The 16,924-nt window shown below is 55.0% G+C and carries 17 protein-coding genes and 1 tRNA gene; 3 read left to right on the top strand and 15 right to left on the bottom strand.

Features of this window, described 5'->3' with window-relative positions; genetic code table 11:
• Positions 1 to 14: 14 nt before the first annotated feature.
• Positions 15 to 407 (top strand): RidA family protein, encoded by a 393-nt coding sequence (locus FOC35_RS07050; protein ID WP_172568531.1) that lies wholly within the window; start codon positions 15 to 17, stop codon positions 405 to 407.
• 4 nt (positions 408 to 411) lie between these two features.
• Here FOC35_RS07050 and FOC35_RS07045 read toward each other — a convergent pair whose 3' ends face one another.
• The 11 genes from FOC35_RS07045 to FOC35_RS06995 all read right to left on the bottom strand — a co-directional run bounded on the left by FOC35_RS07045 (position 412) and on the right by FOC35_RS06995 (position 11,370).
• The gene (locus FOC35_RS07045) at positions 412 to 1,275 is read right to left on the bottom strand and encodes a MurR/RpiR family transcriptional regulator (protein WP_172568530.1); all 864 of its coding nucleotides are present in this window, start codon (positions 1,273 to 1,275) and stop codon (positions 412 to 414) included.
• 57 nt (positions 1,276 to 1,332) lie between these two features.
• Positions 1,333 to 2,181 carry a metal ABC transporter permease gene (locus FOC35_RS07040; RefSeq protein WP_172568529.1) on the bottom strand — a complete coding sequence of 283 codons (849 nt, stop codon included), beginning with the start codon at positions 2,179 to 2,181 and terminating at the stop codon, positions 1,333 to 1,335.
• Positions 2,178 to 3,035, bottom strand: coding sequence for an iron/manganese ABC transporter permease subunit SitC (sitC, locus tag FOC35_RS07035; RefSeq protein ID WP_016517516.1), 858 nt, complete (start codon positions 3,033 to 3,035; stop codon positions 2,178 to 2,180). Before sitC ends, FOC35_RS07040 begins: the two co-directional genes overlap by 4 nt.
• A complete protein-coding gene (locus FOC35_RS07030; protein WP_172568528.1) occupies positions 3,035 to 3,853 on the bottom strand; it encodes a manganese/iron ABC transporter ATP-binding protein in 819 nt (272 codons plus the stop codon). Before FOC35_RS07030 ends, sitC begins: the two co-directional genes overlap by 1 nt.
• Entirely contained in the window at positions 3,850 to 4,764 is a 915-nt protein-coding gene (locus tag FOC35_RS07025; protein WP_016517518.1) for a metal ABC transporter substrate-binding protein, read from the bottom strand. The genes FOC35_RS07030 and FOC35_RS07025 overlap by 4 nt, the downstream gene beginning before the upstream one ends.
• A 166-nt stretch (positions 4,765 to 4,930) precedes the next feature.
• The gene (gene yghU, locus FOC35_RS07020; protein WP_172568527.1) at positions 4,931 to 5,776 is read right to left on the bottom strand and encodes a glutathione-dependent disulfide-bond oxidoreductase; all 846 of its coding nucleotides are present in this window, start codon (positions 5,774 to 5,776) and stop codon (positions 4,931 to 4,933) included.
• Positions 5,777 to 5,891: 115 nt separating this feature from the next.
• Positions 5,892 to 6,515 (bottom strand): SDR family oxidoreductase, encoded by a 624-nt coding sequence (locus FOC35_RS07015; RefSeq protein WP_172568526.1) that lies wholly within the window; start codon positions 6,513 to 6,515, stop codon positions 5,892 to 5,894.
• The gene (gene hutX, locus FOC35_RS07010; protein ID WP_172568525.1) at positions 6,512 to 7,009 is read right to left on the bottom strand and encodes a heme utilization cystosolic carrier protein HutX; all 498 of its coding nucleotides are present in this window, start codon (positions 7,007 to 7,009) and stop codon (positions 6,512 to 6,514) included. Before hutX ends, FOC35_RS07015 begins: the two co-directional genes overlap by 4 nt.
• Positions 7,006 to 8,352: a heme anaerobic degradation radical SAM methyltransferase ChuW/HutW gene (gene hutW, locus FOC35_RS07005; RefSeq protein ID WP_172568524.1), complete on the bottom strand. Its 1,347-nt coding sequence runs from the start codon at positions 8,350 to 8,352 to the stop codon at positions 7,006 to 7,008. Before hutW ends, hutX begins: the two co-directional genes overlap by 4 nt.
• Positions 8,342 to 9,226: a hemin ABC transporter substrate-binding protein gene (locus tag FOC35_RS07000; protein WP_172568523.1), complete on the bottom strand. Its 885-nt coding sequence runs from the start codon at positions 9,224 to 9,226 to the stop codon at positions 8,342 to 8,344. Before FOC35_RS07000 ends, hutW begins: the two co-directional genes overlap by 11 nt.
• Complete coding sequence (locus FOC35_RS06995) at positions 9,226 to 11,370, bottom strand: TonB-dependent siderophore receptor (RefSeq protein WP_216845782.1); 2,145 nt, start codon at positions 11,368 to 11,370, stop codon at positions 9,226 to 9,228. Before FOC35_RS06995 ends, FOC35_RS07000 begins: the two co-directional genes overlap by 1 nt.
• Before the next feature lie 366 nt (positions 11,371 to 11,736).
• Here FOC35_RS06995 and asr point away from each other — a divergent pair, with 366 nt between their 5' ends.
• The gene (asr, locus tag FOC35_RS06990) at positions 11,737 to 12,111 is read left to right on the top strand and encodes an acid resistance repetitive basic protein Asr (RefSeq protein WP_172568522.1); all 375 of its coding nucleotides are present in this window, start codon (positions 11,737 to 11,739) and stop codon (positions 12,109 to 12,111) included.
• A 436-nt stretch (positions 12,112 to 12,547) separates the two neighbouring features.
• Positions 12,548 to 13,690 (top strand): Fic family protein, encoded by a 1,143-nt coding sequence (locus FOC35_RS06985; protein ID WP_172568521.1) that lies wholly within the window; start codon positions 12,548 to 12,550, stop codon positions 13,688 to 13,690.
• 353 nt (positions 13,691 to 14,043) lie between these two features.
• On the opposite strand, the gene FOC35_RS06980 is transcribed toward FOC35_RS06985, so the two are convergent.
• From FOC35_RS06980 to cutA, 4 genes are all read right to left on the bottom strand, one after another.
• A tRNA-Phe gene (locus tag FOC35_RS06980) sits at positions 14,044 to 14,119 on the bottom strand.
• A 114-nt stretch (positions 14,120 to 14,233) separates the two neighbouring features.
• Positions 14,234 to 14,809: a transcriptional regulator gene (locus FOC35_RS06975; RefSeq protein WP_172568520.1), complete on the bottom strand. Its 576-nt coding sequence runs from the start codon at positions 14,807 to 14,809 to the stop codon at positions 14,234 to 14,236.
• Between the two features lie 38 nt (positions 14,810 to 14,847).
• Positions 14,848 to 16,581 (bottom strand): protein-disulfide reductase DsbD, encoded by a 1,734-nt coding sequence (locus FOC35_RS06970; RefSeq protein ID WP_172568519.1) that lies wholly within the window; start codon positions 16,579 to 16,581, stop codon positions 14,848 to 14,850.
• Positions 16,557 to 16,880 (bottom strand): divalent cation tolerance protein CutA, encoded by a 324-nt coding sequence (gene cutA, locus FOC35_RS06965; RefSeq protein WP_039897826.1) that lies wholly within the window; start codon positions 16,878 to 16,880, stop codon positions 16,557 to 16,559. The genes FOC35_RS06970 and cutA overlap by 25 nt, the downstream gene beginning before the upstream one ends.
• Positions 16,881 to 16,924: the final 44 nt, after the last annotated feature.

Below are 16,924 nucleotides of genomic sequence, written 5' to 3'. Positions count from 1 at the left end.
AAAAAGGAGCAACGATGAGCATTAAACGTTATGGCGTTGGCGCCAGTACCGGAACCGGCGGGCAGAACCTGCCGTTTGCAAAAGCCGTTGAAGCGGCAGGCTGGCTATATGTTTCCGGCCAGACGCCGATGAAAGACGGAGAAGTGGTTGAAGGCGGTATTGTCGAACAGTCACAGCTGGCGATTCAGAACTGCGTGGATATCATGACCGAAGCGGGCTACACCCTGGCCGACGTGGTACATGTGAAGGTTTACCTGACCGATGCCCGCTATTTTCAGTCATTTAATAAGGTGTTTCGCGACTTCTTTGGCGGCCACCCGCCGGCCCGCGTTTGCTGCGTAGCGGACCTGGTGGTGGACTGTAAAGTTGAAGTGGATGTGACCTGCTACCGGGCTGACCGGGGCTAAGACTCTAATCCCCAAGCGGCTGGCGATCCACGCCGCCGCGATGGCTGTCCAGCGCCAGCTTGATGCGGCGCAGCCGGTCTTTAGCCTGGCTTTTGTTGGACATCGCCAGTTCGGTGGCCAGCACATCAACCATCGCCAGCATCGCATAGCGCGAGGTGCTGGGCTTAAAGATGTAGTCGTTTTCTCTGACAACCAGCGGCAGCACGATATCTGCCTGCTGCGCCAGCGGGGTTTCCTGCGGCGTAATCGCGATGACCTTCGCGCCATACTGGCGGGCAATCGCGGCGCTTTCCACCACTTCCGGCGTGTAGCCGCCCAGCGATAACGCCACCACCACGTCGTTAGATGACACCGAGGCTGCCATCATTCTGACCAGCAGTCCGTCGCTCTGGCTGACGACCGGCAGGCCAAGACGGAACAGGCGAAACTGTAATTCCTGGGCGCAAATCGTTGAGCCCCCGCCCATCCCCAGCGCCAGTATTTGGCGGGCATCGCTAAGATACGCCACCGCTTTTTTCAGCGACTGAGGGTCAAGCACCCGGCGGTTAATCTCCAGCACGTTGATGATGGTTTCATAAATTCCCTGTACGCCTTCGAGATCCGGCACGTCGAGAATAAAGCGCTGCCCAACCGCCAGCGACTGAGCCAGTTTTACCTTCAGCTCGCGCACGTCTTTACAGCCAATGGCGCGGGCAAAGCGGGTTATCGAGGCCTGGCTGGTTTCCGTCAGGCGGGCGAGCTCGGCAATCGGCAGCGTCGCGGCAGACTGCACATCGTCCAGAATAAACTGGGCGATGCGCTTTTCGGTGGCCGTCAGTTCGACAAAACGGTCGGTGATGCAGGAAATGATGTCGATGGTGTAGCTCATGGCGCAACCCTGATACTGGCGAAAAGAGAGAAGATACTTTGTACCATAAAAGTGCCGTCAGGGTTGCTGCGTGATGGCCTCCATTCGGCTCTGTTTCATGGTGGCCCGAATAAAAGCGGCGATAAATACCAGCGCGGAGAGCACTACGATGGTAGGGGCGGGCGCACTGTCGATAAAGAACGAGAGATAGACGCCAGCGAAAGAAATCACGATAGCCAGCGTCACGGCGACCAGCATCATCGACAGGAAAGTGCGCGTCAGCAGCGAAGCAATAGCGCCGGGCGCGATAAGCAGCGAAATAGCGAGAATGATCCCCACGGCTTTCAGCGCCGCAACAATGGTCAGCGAAACCAGGCACAGCAGGCCATAGTTGAGTAGCTTGACGTTGAGGCCGGAAACCTGGGCCTGGATAGGATCGAAAGCGTGCAGCAGCAGGTCCCGCCATTTCAGGGCTACGACCAGCGCGGTAAGCAGCACAATGGCGCCAGTTTGCAGGATATCGCTGTAGCTTACGCCGAGCATATCACCGAACAGAATATGGTCGAGGTGGATGTCCGGCTTGAGGTAGACGTAGAGCACCAGCCCCGCGCCGAACATGCCGGAGAAGACGATGCCCATAACCGTATCGCGTTTGATGCGGCTGTTATCCTGCAAATAGCCGGTGGCAAAGGCGCAAAACAGCCCGGCAACAAATGCCCCTACGCCGAGCGGCAGGCCCACCATCCAGGCGATAACCACGCCGGGGAACACCGCGTGGCTCATGGCGTCGCCCATCAGCGCCCACCCTTTGAGCACCAGGAAGCAAGAGAGCAGCGCACACGGGATAGCGACCAGCGTGGTCATCACCAGGGCATTGATCATAAAGCCGAATTCAAAAGGAGAAAGCAGGGTGTCTAACAGGCTCATGGCGTTTGCTCCAGGCTCAGGCGCGCGCGGCGGCGGTTAGCCAGCAGGCCGTGTTTAGGGGCGAACACGAAGGTTAGCAGGAACAGCAGGGTTTGCAGAACCACGATAATGCCCCCCGTTGCGCCGTCAAGGAAGTAGCTTATCCAGGTGCCGAAGGCGCTGGTCAGGGTTCCCAGCGTGACGGAAATCACCAGCAGCTTAGGAAAACGGTCGGTCAGCAGGTAAGCCGTCGCGCCCGGCGTGACCACCATGCAAATCACCAGGAATGCGCCCACAGTTTGCAGCGCAGCTACGGTTGTTGCCGAGAGCAGAGTAAAGAACAAGCCCTTCAGCCAGAGCGGGTTAAGGCCGATGGAGCGCGCGTGGTTCTCGTCGAAGAAGGTGACCATCAGGTCTTTCCATTTCAGCAGCAGAATAGCCAGCGAGACGAAACCGATAATCGCCAGCTGCACGATGTCGGACGGCGCAATGGCGAGAATATTCCCCAGCACAATGGTCTGAATATTTACCGAAGTGGGGTTGAGCGACACCATAAACAGCCCGAGGCCGAAGAACGACGAGAAGATAAGGCCGATGATGGTGTCTTCCCGCAGGTGCGTGCGCTGGTTCAAAAACAGCATGGTGCCTGCCGCCAGGCCGCCGGAGAAAAACGCGCCGATAGAAAACGGCAGACCCAGCATGTAGGCCCCGGCCACGCCGGGAACGATGGAGTGGGAAAGGGCATCGCCGATAAGCGACCAGCCTTTCAACATCAGGTAGCAGGAGAGAAAAGCGCAGACGCCGCCAACCAGCGCCGAAACCCAGATGGCGTTGAACATGTAGCCATAGCTGAACGGCTCAAGCAGAACTGACATTACGGCTCCCCTTTTAGCGCCGCGCCGCGGATAAATGGCCGCTCGTCATCGGTTACCACGCTGGTTTCTTTCCCGGTCAGCGTGACGTGGCGCAGCACGCCGCTGAATGCCAGTTCAAGATTTTCCTGAGTAAAGGTTTCTGCCGTTGGGCCGCAGGCCAGCACGGTGCCTTTAACCAGCACGGTATAGTCGCAATAGTCGGTTACCGCGCCGAGATTATGGGTGGAGACCAACATGGTGCGGCCTTCATCACGCAGTTCACGCAGCAGGCTGATGATTTGCTCTTCGGTTTTCACGTCCACGCCGGTGAACGGCTCATCGAGCAGAATCACCTGGCCGTCCTGGGCGATGGCGCGTGCCAGGAATACGCGTTTTTTCTGGCCGCCGGAAAGCTCGCCTATCTGGCGTTTACGGAACTCGCTCATCCCGACCCGAGCCAGCGCTTTTTCTACCGCCAGCTTGTCTGTTTTGCCGGGAATACGCAGCATCCCCATATGGCCGAAGCGGCCCATCATTACAACGTCCTCAACCAGCACAGGGAATGTCCAGTCAACGTCCTCGGACTGAGGTACATAGGCAACGAGGTTATTTCGCAGTGCCTGGCGAGTGGGCAGACTCAGTATCGAGATGCTGCCGCTGGCGAGGCGCACGAACCCCATAATCGCTTTAAACAGCGTGGACTTCCCGGAGCCATTAACCCCGACCAGCGCGGCAATGGTGCCGGTCGGAATTTCAAAGCTCGCCGCCCTCAGCGCCGTGTGGCCGTTACGGTAGGTGACGCTGGCGTCCTGGACGACAATTCCTGCCCGGCGACTCATTTTTTTAGCCCTTCATTAATGCCATTGACGATGGTGCTGGTGGTCACGCGCAACAGGTCAATATAGGTCGGTACCGGGCCATCTGCGGCGCTCAGAGAGTCGACATACAGCACGCCGCCGTATTGAGCGCCCGACTCTCTTGCTGCCTGGCGAGCGGGCTTATCTGAGATGGTGCTTTCGCTGAAAATTGCCGGAATGTGGTATTTGCGAATGCTGTCGATGACTTTGCGCACCTGCTGCGGCGTGCCCTGCTGGTCGGCGTTGATGGGCCACAGGTAAAGCTCTTTCAGGTCAAAGTCGCGGGCCAGATAAGAGAATGCGCCTTCGCTGGTCACCAGCCAGCGCTTGTCGGCGGGAATTTTTGCCAGCTCTGCGCGCAGCGGTTCGATAGTTTGTTTGATTTTCTGCTTATAAATCTCTGCATTGCGTGTATACACTGCGGCATTATCCGGGTCGTATTTGACGAAGGCATCGCGGATATTATCGACGTAGATCAGCGCATTTTGCGGCGACATCCACGCGTGCGGGTTAGGTTTGCCGTTATAAGGCCCTTCGGTAATGCCGGTTGGCTGGATGCCGGTGGTTACCACGACTTCGGGAACGCCTTTCAGGTGCTGATAAAACTTCTCAAACCACAGCTCAAGGTTGAGGCCGTTAGTCAGGATCAGCTGCGCGCCCTGCGCCCGGCGAATATCTCCCGGCGTGGGCTGGTATTCGTGGATTTCAGCGCCCGGTTTGGTTATGGACTCTACCTCTGCGGCGTCTCCGGCGACGTTTTTTGCCATGTCGGCAATAATGGTAAACGTGGTCACCGCTTTAAATTTTGCCTGCGCCAGCGCGGAGCCAGAAAGCATCATCAGCGCCGTGCCGGCCGCCAGTATTATCTGTGTAAGTCTCAATTTCCCGGGCATCGTCTTCCCTCACGAGTGATTATTGATTCAGCGTTTATAGCACATGCTATAAAACATAGCTGTTGCTATAGCTAAATGCAAATAATTATCATTTGTGTGATTTGAGTAAGCGGGTGCTGCGGGAAAAAGACCCTCTCCCTTTCGGGAAGAGGGCTGGAGGAGGGGCTTATAAACCTAAGGTGTCAAAATCAGATGCGTCATGGCGCTCGGCCAGTTGAACATCGCCCCAGGTGCGGTTAACCACGCGGCCACGTTTTACCGCAGGGCGGTTGGCGACTTCATCGGCCCAGCGACCAAAGTGCTTGTAAGACGCCACGTCGAGGAATTCGGCGGATTCGTACAGGCCACCCTTCGCCAGCGAACCATACCAGGTAAAGATGGCAATGTCGGCGATGCTGTATTCATCTCCGGCGATAAAGCGGTGTTTTTCGAGCTGCTTGTCGAGCACGTCCAGCTGGCGCTTGGCTTCCATCGCAAAGCGGTTGATGGCGTATTCAATTTTTACCGGTGCATAGTGGTAGAAGTGGCCGAAACCGCCGCCCAGGTACGGAGCGGAGCCTTGCAGCCAGAACAGCCAGTTCAGCGCTTCGGTGCGCCCTGCGATATCTTTCGGCAGGAAGTGGCCGAATTTATCTGCGAGGTAAAGCAGGATGTTGCCGGACTCAAATACGCGCAGCGGCGGAGTGACCGAGTGATCAAACAGCGCCGGGATTTTTGAGTTTGGGTTCACTTCCACAAAGCCGCTGGAGAACTGGTCGCCTTCGCCGATGCGGATCAGGTGTGCGTCGTATTCTGCGCCGCTAACGCCCAGCGCTAGCAGCTCTTCCAGCAGGATAATGACCTTCTGGCCGTTTGGCGTGCCGAGCGAGTAGAGTTGCAGCGGGTGTTTGCCTACCGGCAGCGTTTTTTCGTGGGTCGGGCCGGAAACAGGGCGGTTGATGCTGGAGAACTGACCGGCGTCGGTCTTGTTCCAGGTCCAGACTTTTGGTGGCTGATAGTTGTGTTCGGACATGTGGTTTTCTGCCTTCTTCTCAGGTTAGTTATCCTTCGATAATTACCTGGAAGTGTAGCAGGAGGGAAGAGCAGGCCGGGCAATACCGCCAGAAAAGCGAAAGCCCGGCGCTGTATCAGGCGGGTTTTAACCCCGGTTCAACAAGACCGTAAACCTGACCGTTAAGGCTGGGTGAACGAGCCAGTTCCGCGGCGTGGGCGGCAACATCTGCACGCATAACAAGACCGTGGATTTCGGTGTGCTGGCTGCGAACGGCTTTGCCCGTTGGTTCACCGTGAAGCAGGCCGCCGGGGCGCAGAATGGCGAAGTCCAGCGTGCTGGTTTGCAGCCAGCTTTCTGCGAGGGATTTTTCCCGTACGGCCTGGCCAAATGCTGCTTTTGCGCGGTCGGATAACCAGGGCCAGCTTTCACCGCAGCCAAGCGAGGTGACCAGCACCATACGCGAAATACCCGCTTTTTCGGCGCAGTCGATAACCGTGCGGTGGGCAAGATAATCCTGCGAGCCGCCCATGGTTGAAATCACCGTGGCTTCCGTTCCCGCCAGGCGGCAGGCCTCTTCCACGCGCGCTTCATCGCAGGCGTCGCCGAAGACAACTTCAGCTCCGGCGTTACGCAAGTTTTGCGCGGCTTCTTCATTGCGCACGAGTGCAATAACTCTGCGCCCTTCGCTAAGCGCCAGCATCGCGGTTAAAGCCCCAACCCCTTTTCCACCTGCTCCAAAAATTAACCACGGCGTCATGCAGTACTTTCCTTTAGTTTTTGAGCCAGCATGCGGAAGGCTGCAAGCTGGCTGGTTAACAACTGGCGATGTTCGTCGCGGCCAATAAATATTTTCAGCATCGCGCTCTGCGCCTGATTGAAGAACAGAATCGAAGCGGTGTCCATCCCCATGAACTGGCGTTCGACCAGCGCGATGTGGGTGCAGTTTTCCGCTTTGATATGCCCCGTCATGCCTTTCTTCCCGCGCAGGTTAAAGTAACCGTGGCGGTGGAAGCCAGAAGGAAGCTCGCCGGAGAATTCAAGAATAACATCTGCGGTGTGAACCAGCGTGGTGACGCTGCCCCATTCGGCCACCGCATCCCACACGGTATCAAAATATTCGCCGCCCACCAGCGCCAGCGGGGGCAGCTGCTTGACTACATCCAGCAGCGTGGTGCTGTATTGGGCGGCGATGGATTCCAGGGTGCCGTCCGGCTGCGTTTTTAAATATTCTTCGAGGGAAACGGGATTCATTGGGTAACTCCTTGAGGTTTTTGGTCCGTATTTTCAGGCGTATTGAGCGCGGGGAGCAGTATTTGCAGAGACTGAAAAATATTGCTGGCCCAGAAGCGGCCTTCGTCCGTCAGGCGCAGACAGGTGGAGCTGTCGCGCGTTAAGCCCGCCGCGTGCCATTGGGTTAACAGCGGCTGAAGCTCGCTGGCGCGAGCGGTCAGTTCATCAAGCGGCACGCGGGCGGTTTCGATGCCGGACTGTAGCCGGTGCCGCCAGCGATAGCCCGGGTCCGTTGTGTGGGTCATCATCATGAGTGGTTTTTTGCCAGCGGCAACGGAGGCGTGCCAGGCTTCCAGATTGCGTTCGACCATCCACGAGTAGCCGTTTACCGAGCCACCTGCACCGGAGCCAAATGCCAGGCAGTCCGCACCCTGTTTGATCAACAGGTTGTAGAGATTCCGTTCGCGCGTGGTGCGTGCCCAGTGGCTGTTGCTGATGCAGCGCCAGCCCGCATCATCCATAAATTCGCAGCCCTGAAGATAGAGGTCGCGGCGTTCAGAAGGTGAGGGAAGCGCAACCCGGCCGTTCTCCACCGCTTTGCCAAGCGGCGTTTGAGGCAGCAGGTTGAGAGCATAGAGATCGACGCCGTCGAGGCCGATGTCTCCCGCAATAGCCAGATCCTCTGCCCACAGTTTTTGATCTTGCCCCGGCAGGCCAAACAGCAGATCGCAAACTACCGCGGCGCGATCGCGCTTGCAGAGGTTTTCCATAAAACGCCTGGCGGTTGGGCCGTCTGACGTGCGCGCCATTTTTTTGCGTATTTTGCTATTAAACGACTGAATGCCAATAGAGAAGCGGTTGGCTCCTGCGTCCAGGCAGGCATCTATCCGCTCATCGTCAAAGTTCAGCACCCGGCCTTCAATGGTAATTTCGCAGTCAGGGGCAAGCGGCAGGCTGCGGCGTAGGGCGGTGATAATGCGGGCCAGATCTTTGGCTGACAGAGCGGAAGGCGTACCGCCACCAAAATAGATTGCGTGGATCGGCGCGGACTGATGCAGGGGGCTGCTGGCCTCCAGTTCTATTTCTCGCAGCAGGGCATCCGTGTAGCGGGCACAATGATCTTCTTCGTAACGGTTCTGATAAAAACCGCAGAAAGTACAGTGCGTTGCGCAGAAGGGGATATGCAGGTATACCAGCCGTTTTCCTGCGGGCGCGGGAGTATTGATAACGTTCTGCCAGGCCTGCTCAAGCTGTTCTTTGGCTATGGGCATTGCACCGCGCCACGGCATGGTGGCGTGACGATCTTTAAAGGGCTGGCCGCCGGGCAATGCGAAGTGGGATTTGAGATCCAGTTCAGGTTTCATTATTAACATCGCTCATATTTTCAAAAAATAACTCACCGTTCTGGCCGGGCTCCGGCCAAAACTGGTGATGCAGCTGTTCCACGGCTTCTGTGATTCGCGGCCCCATCCCTAAAATCAACGCCTGGTCGATAATGACTATGCGCTTATTTTTCCAGGCGGAGGTGAGCGTGATCCCGGGGATGGCTTTCAGCGCGTTGGGGTCGCCTTGCGTCATTTGAGTGGTAGCCACAATCACGTCCGGGTTCGCGGCGATCATCGCTTCGGTGCTGTAGCTCTGGTATTGGCGATGCCGGGCAATATTATTGGCGCCCGCCATCTTCAGGATGGTATCCGCGACGCTGCCTGCACCCGCCACTTGGGGAAGGCTGCCTCCGGCGGAGAGAATGAACATGGCTCTTACGGGGTGACTTTTTTGCGCGCTACTTTTTGCAATGGCATCAAGCCGTTGCTGTAGATTAGCGATCAATACCTCGCCCTGCTGAGGGCGCGCCAGGGCATTGGCAAGTGTCTGAATGTTGGCGTACATCTGGTCAACCGTGGCCGGAATACGCGGGAGAGTCAGAACATTTAGCTTTAGCTTTCGAAGCTGCTCAAAGACGATTTGTGGCTTCGCATCTTGCCAGGTAATAAACGTGGTGGGGCGCAACGAGAGGATAGATTCGCTGCTTAACTGCATCCAGGCTCCGATATGGGGCAATTTGTCGGTTTCCGGCGGCCAGGCGGTTGTTTCGTCCACGCCGACGACATTCTGGCCTGCACCCAGGGCGAAGATCAGCTCGGTTAGTGACCCCCCGGCGACAACAAGTCGTTCGCTGGCGCCGGCAGAAACTGAAACGGCAAGCGCTAACAGCAGGGCTGCGATGTTTTTGCTCATCAGAACTTCCACCCAAAGCCGGCTGCCGCATTAAAGCCTGCCGCCGGGATCGCTTCCTGAGCGGTCTGATAGCGTTTATTTGTCAGGTTATTTAGCGCAAGGTTAACTTGATACTGGTCGTTCGAACCAAATTCCGCGTTGAATGCCAGGTTTAGTGTTGCCCAGCCTGGATAACGTTTTTCGGCATCGCTGGTGCTGTCTCGTGCGCTGGAGGCTGCGCGAATAAACGCGTCCGACGTTAAGTTAAAAGCATTGAGCAGCAGCGTATGCTTCACTCCGACACGGCCATTAAGGCCTGGCTCGCCGGTGTTCCATGTTTTTAACGAGCTGCCTTCATACTGGCGACGCAAGATATTGCCACTCACGTAAGGAGACACTGCCCAGCCGTTGTATTCCGCACTCAGCTCCATGCCATACGTTTTGGCCCGATTTATATTGTCGTAATAGCGATAATTGCTGCGAGAACCGCTGGTATTGCCCTGGCAGACTGCCTGCCCGTTGCAGGCCAGAGAGGCTATGTAGTCTTTTGCTTCTGAGTAATAGACGGCGCTGTCTATCATCCACATATTGCCTTTATAGCGGGCGCCCATTTCGTAGTTATTGGAGTGTTCGGCGTTGAGGCCCGGATTGCCGTAAGTTACGCCGCCGCCTGCTGAGGTCTGCATAAACTGCTGCGTCAGGGTCGGGAAGACATAGCCCTGAGCAAAGGCCGCACGCAGTTCAATATCTTTAAATCCTGAATAATTCAGGCTGGTGGAGGTGACAAACTGGTTATCGCTGGTGGTCTGGCCGTTTGCAATCCTGCTGGTTGCTACGCCATTTTCAACCTTCTGAGAGTGGCTTTTCACCAGTTTTGACGACAGCCAGTACTGGCGGGCACCAAGGGTCCAGGTCCAGTCGTCCGCAAATTGCCAGGCATTTTGGGCGAATAACGATGTGTTGCTTTGCTCTGACTCATCCTGGGATTGGGTGCGGGTTTCGATATCAAAGAATCCCGTTTTTGCCGTCTGGCGCGTGTAGCCCCGTGAGGTTTGGGTAAGCTTATCGTGTTGATATTGTGTGCCTATCACCAGATCATTATTCGCCGGTAGCGAGAAGTTGCTTTGCAGCGTGACCCCCTGGGTGTACTGCTTGTCGTTGGTATGCGTCTGGTTTCTGACCGTCAGCGCTTTAATCATCGGCGACGGGATCGCCTGCGTAGTGGCGACTTCGTTTTCAAACGTGCGGGCGATAGTCTGGCTATACGCATCGAGATGGATTTTTTTCAGGTAGTCGCCGTCGGCATCAAAATCGTAAAACAGCCCTATTTTTTCACGCGTCATATCGGGGATCTTGACGCTGAAGGCATCAAACTGGTTATCGGTATCGCTATACCAGGTTTGGGTGGAGAGGCGGTAGCGATCGAGCGAGAGGCCAATTTTATGACGATCGAAGTTGTAGCCCAGCCAGATGCCCTGGCCGTTGTTGCGGAAGTTGGTATTGTTCAGGCGGCCATCCGGCGTATCACGGTTGCCTTGATCTGAATAGCTTCCGTTGATTCGATAATCGAAACGGCCAATACTTCCCCATGCCGCAGCGGACTCCTGCCAGCCAGCTGTCGACGAGTTGTAAGTCGCTTTTACTATCCCGCCCAGCGGCTTGTCTCCGCCTTTTTTGGTGATGAAATTCACCACTCCGCCGATGGCCTGGGAACCATAGAGTACGGAGTAAGGGCCTTTAACGACCTCAATGCGTTCAAGTGCCGACTCATCAATCAGTAAGCCTGCGCCATAGTCCTGCCCGGCTCGCTGGTAGGTCACCTGCTGGCCGTCAATGAGGATTAGCACACGCGATGAGGCTTCGCCGCGGATACGTATTTGCTTGCGCCCCGCGAGGGCGTTATCGGTAATTTCCACGCCGGGAATATCCCGCAGATCGTCGGCAACCGAAACGCTGGTTGAGTTTTCCAGCGCTTTGCTGTCAATCACCTGAATGGTTGCCGGGCTGTTCCACAGGTTGAGATCCGAGCGGCTGGTGCTGACAATCATCGTTTCTTCAGATGGGGCGTTCACCTGAGCCGGTGTCGCTACCGTTGCCGAAACAGAGGTGACGACAAACAGCGGTAAGGTAGAGAAAGCGAGCCTGTCTTTACGTGTCCCTGGCATAATCATCCATCCATATAAATGTTAATGATAGTTATTATCGTTCGTGTTTATATCCAGGAGTGCCGACGATATCCACCGTTTAACGTGCAAATCATATACAACTTTGATTTTGGTCAAAATTGCCCCCCGGCCCGGCGGTTTCTGATTCAAAATCAATTGAAAATACAGGGATTAAATACGGGGTGAAGGGAGAGAGGAGGAGTGAGTTGCCCGAAACCTTTGGCTAAAAGCGATGCCATTCTTTGTTGTACATTTCATTACACGCCGATACCAATCACTCACTGAAGAGTTTTGTCGGCAGGCCTATAGTTCATTTCAACGGCCCCGCAGTGGGGTTAACACTCAAATAAATTCGAGGATGTCGAAATGAAAAAAGTATTAGCTCTGGTTGTTGCCGCTGCTATGGGTCTGTCTTCTGCCGCTTTCGCTGCTGACACTACTGCTACCGCTCCGGCCGCTGCTCCGGCAACTACCGCCGCTGCGCCTGCTGCCGCTAAAGCACCTGCTGCAAAAGTAACGCACCATAAGAAACACAAAAAAGCTGCCGCTCAGAAAGCCCAGGCTGCTAAAAAGCACCATAAAAAAGCCGCGAAGCCAGCGACCGAGCAGAAAGCTCAGGCTGCTAAAAAGCACCACAAAAAAGCGGTAAAACCCGTTGCTCAGAAAGCACAGGCCGCTAAAAAACACGTTAAGAAACACCACAAAGCTGCTGTGAAACCAGCTGCTCAGCCAGCAGCATAAGTTTAACGGGGCAACCCCGGTAGCTTAAAGCGTTAACACGAACACCCGGCTTGCCGGGTGTTTATTTCTGGAGTGCAGATAATGTTGCGACGCTACAGTTTCGAGTTAATCCTCTCCCTGCTGATAACCTGCGGCGTTATCGCGCTGAATTTTTGGCTTAGTTAGTTCCACCCGCCGTCTCTGTTCTCGCCTTTGGCCTTTTTGGCCGCCAATAAGAATGTTAACCCATGCTCTCTTCCCAGGGTTGTGCGAAAAAATACCTGACCGCCTTTAGCGTGGACCTGTGATTATTTGGCCTCGCAAGATAAATCAGATATGTGGGCTGGAAGGATTTGATATAATGTGGAATTACAAAAAATCTAATTCATAGATTATATTGAGATTTTTGCTACACTTTTGAGATGTTGCTATAAGAAAGTTGAGATGGTTAAACATCATGGCTCAATTTAATCACTTTGAACTCTCGCTTCTGAACCCTAGTTTTGACTCCCCTTTGGTCGATGCGCTGACGGAACTGGAGTTACTACGGCATCTGAGGCTGGAAACGGATGTCCACCCTATTCTGTTTGCGCAGTTGAAAGCCGTTTTCCACATGCTGGAGAGCCTGGGTTCTGCGAGGATCGAGGGGAATCACACGACACTTGCCGACTATGTTGAAAGCAAGGTTGAAGGAACACAGAGTTCCACAGACCAGCTCAAAGAAATCAACAATATTGAAGCCGCGATGGAGTTCATTGACGAATACCTGAGCAATGGCGATGAGATAACGGAATATTTTATCCGCGAGTTACATAGCCTGGCAGTTGTGGGGCTGCAACAGGAGGGCGATAAAACGCCCGGTGCATACCGACAACATAACGTTAGTATCGCCCAGTCCGATCATTTTCCTCCGGATCACATCCGTGTTCCTGATTATATGGTGGAACTGACCGCTTTTATTAATCGTGCCGACAAGCCAAAGTATGATCTGATGAAGATTGCACTGGTACATCACCGTTTTGGCTGGATACATCCATTTGGTAATGGCAATGGCCGCACGGTCAGATTGCTGACGTATGCGTTACTGATCAAATATGGTTTTAATGTTCAGGCGGGTGGCAGGGTACTTAATCCGACAGCGGTATTCTGTAACGATCGCGAACGTTATTACGCCATGCTTTCGTTAGCCGATAAGGGAACCGATCGGGGGCTGGAGGAATGGTGCTTATATGTCCTTTCGGGGATCTCATCTGAGCTGAAGAAAGTCGATCAACTGACAAATAATGCTTTCCTGAGCAAAAAAATCCTGTACCCGGCTATCGACTTTTCGCTGGAGAGAGGACTGATAAATTTGCTGGAATCGAAAGTTCTGAAACGTGCAGTTGAGCTGGGGACGATAAAAGCAGGCGATCTCCGCACCGTTTTACCTGACCTTAAACCGACGCAGGTGACCTATCAGCTAGGTAAGCTGATTGAGCGGGGATTACTCCAGCCTGTAGAAGAAGGTGCTCGCATCTATACGGCGAAGTTTTCGAACTCATATCTGATTCGTGGGGTGATTAAGGTACTGAGGGAAGAAGGTTTTATTCCTGATTTGTGAGATCAGGGGATATCTGACTGATAATTTCTGTTTAAGTCTTCTTGGCCAGATAACGTAAATTTTAGATAAAAATCTAAAAGCAAAAAACCAGCCCGTAGGCTGGTTTCTTTAAATAGTGGTGCCCGGACTCGGACAAAAACGTCGGGAACGTTTTTGAACAGCGCTTGCGCTGACCCAAAGGGCGAGTATCAGGATGAGATGAGTACAAAAACGTCGGGAACGTTTTTGAACAGTGCTTGCGCTGGCCCGAAGGGCGAGTATCAGGATGATACGAGTAACCGAACTTTAGTTCGATGAAGAGTCCAGACGCCAGAAAGCAAAAAACCAGCCCGTAGGCTGGTTCTTCTAAATAGTGGTGCCCGGACTCGGAATCGAACCAAGGACACGGGGATTTTCAATCCCCTGCTCTACCGACTGAGCTATCCGGGCAACGGGCGGCATTAAACCGTAAAGGCCGTTAGGCGTCAACGGCTTTGTCATAAAAAATAGCTGAAACCATGCTGATTGGCTGCTTTTCATTCAGAGCGGCTAAAAAGTGCAGCTTCAGGTTAAGGCACCGCCCTGGCGGCACAGCGCAAAGCGCAGAATGTCTTCTGCCAGCGTGCGAGCTGTGTCTATGTCTGCCTGGCTACGTTTGACCAATAGCTTGCTCAGGCAGCCTTCTAATACTAACTCCATCTGGTGCGCAACCATGGTCGGGTCGTCCACTTCCATCTGGGTTAGCAGCTCGTGAGTGTACTCCCAGGCCGCCTTTTTCTGCTGATCCGCGAGCTGATGGATCGGATGCGTTGGGTCAGGGTAGAAAGTGCAGGCGGCAATAAACAGGCAGCCGGGGTAGCGCTGGTTATTGACGCATTCGGCCAGCGCCTGGTAGCGCCTCAGCAGCTTCTGCTCAGGAGACATTTCCTCATCCAGCATCAGTTGGCGGCGCCAGATATCTACCTGCGAGCTGAGATAGCGCAGGGCGTCGTACAGCATGGCTTCGCCGTCCGGCCAGAACTGACGGATCTTGTCGACAGGATAATCGGCCTCGGCCGCCACCATCTCCAGCGTCGTGCTGGCTATACCTTCTCGTTCAAGGACATGCAGGGCGTGCTCTAAAACTTCTTCGCGTTGCACGGTCTTCTCCTTACGTTTCCCAACGGGTTAAGTGTTGTTTACTGCCTGCGATTGTGCAAATGCTCGCTAAACGCCTTTGCATCCATAAAGCCGGTTACGCGGTCCGCCGGTTGCTCCTTGCCGTTGGCGTCAAAGAACAAAATTGTCGGCAGGCCAAGCACCTGTAGATGCTTCAACAAAGCCTTATCGGCGGCGTTGTTTGCCGTCACGTTGGCCTGAAGTAAAACGGTGCCAGATAGCGCGCTTTGCACCTGAGGATCGCTAAAGGTGTATTTTTCGAACTCTTTACAGGCCACGCACCAGTCTGCGTACAGATCGAGCATTACCGGCTTGCCTTTAGCGTTTGCCAGCGCCTGGTCCAACTGTTCAACGGTGGAAACCTGATTAAAGCTAAGGTGCGGAGTATTCTGCGTGGCCGCAGGTGCACCAAACGCCCAGTCCTGTAGCGGGCGAACGCAAACCAGGGCGGCGCCAAGTAGGGCGATTTGCAGTACACGTAGCCACGATTTTTTCGCACTTAGGCTGGTAATAAACGCCCAGCTAAAGAATGCCACGCCGAGCAGGCTCCAGAGGCGCAGGCCCCAAATGTCGCCCAGTACACGCTCCAGAAGGAAGACCGGCAGGGCGAGGATCACGAAGCCAAACGCGGTTTTAACGCTTTCCATCCACGGGCCGCTTTTCGGCAGCAGCCGGTTGCCAAAGACGGTGATGAGGATCAGCGGCAGGCCCATGCCGAGAGCATAGAGGTAAAGCGTGCCGCCGCCGAGCCACATGTTCCCGCTCTGGGCGATGTAGAGCAGGATGGCGCTGAGTGGCGCAGTCGTGCACGGCGAGCAGATAAGCCCGGCCAGCGCGCCCATGGCAAAGACGCCGCCTGCCGAACCGCCCTGTTGACGGTTGCTGATAAGCGCAAGGCGGGTCTGAAGCGAGGAGGGCAGTTGCAGAGTAAACAGGCCGAACATCGAGGCGGCCAGCAGGATAAACAGCGCAGACAGGCCGATAAGCACGTAAGGATGCTGTAGCGCGGCCTGGAATTGCAACCCGGCAGCGGCAACGACCAGGCCGAGGGCGGTATACGTCAACGCCATGCCCTGCACATAGACAAAGGCCAGCAGCAGCGCTCTGGCGGTTGAAAGCCGCTGTTTACCTCCCAGCACGATGCCGGAGATAAGCGGGTACATCGGCAGCACGCAGGGAGTAAAGGCGATGCCGATCCCTATCAGAAATGCCCATAGCGAAGAGAAGGGAAGCGATGAAGGTGCGGAGTTGTCTGTGCCCCTCACCCCGGCCATTTCCCCTTCAGGGGATAGGGGGGAAGACATTGCAGAACCCGATTGAGCCAGGGGAGCTACCGCACTCAGCGGCACAACGCGAGTTTCCGGTGGATAGCAGAACCCTGCTTCGGCGCAGCCCTGGTAAGTCACGCTTAGCGTTGAACCTTTGCTGGCGGAATTTATCGTTACCGGCAGGGAAAGCTGGTCGGTAAAGATCTCCGTTTTTCCGTAGAACTCGTCTTCATGCCAGCTGCCTTTGGGGACGCTAAGCGGCGCAATGTCGGCGTTGGCGGGCTGGACTTTGATCTGCTGGCGATAAAGGTAATAGCCGGGTTTAATCTGCCAGTTAAGGGTGAGCTGGTGTTCGGACTGCTGGAAGTCAAAGGCAAAGGCCTGATCCACCGGCACAAACTGGGTTTTATTCTGGCCGTCAAAAAGCCCGGCGAAGGCCTGCGAGCTACAAAGCAGCAGGACTAGCGTAAGGATGCGTAAAGCCATGAGAGATATTCACTGTTTCCATGTGCAACTGGCAGAACCAGTAATTCTGGAGTTTGATAAGGGTGGTGGGACTTCAGGCAGGCAAGCAGCGCTTCCTGGTGCTCCACGTCGCTTTTCAGCAGCATTTGTACTTCGTACTCCTGCTCCAGTTTCCCTTCCCAATAATAGAGCGAGGTTGCGCCCGGCAGCAGCGTAACGCATGCCGCAAGCTTCTCGGCCAAAACTTTAGCCGCCAGGTCCTGAGCGCTGGCTTCATCCGGTGCGGTACAGAGTACAACTACAGCCTGAGTCATCGACATCACAAACCTCATTACGGGAGGAAATGGCATCGACTATAGCATGA

It is taken from the genome of Cedecea sp. FDAARGOS_727 (genome assembly GCF_012273235.1).
Taxonomy (GTDB): domain Bacteria; phylum Pseudomonadota; class Gammaproteobacteria; order Enterobacterales; family Enterobacteriaceae; genus Cedecea; species Cedecea davisae.
The sequence above is the reverse complement of the archived record's forward strand: the minus strand, read 5'-3'. Positions and strand labels throughout refer to the sequence as shown.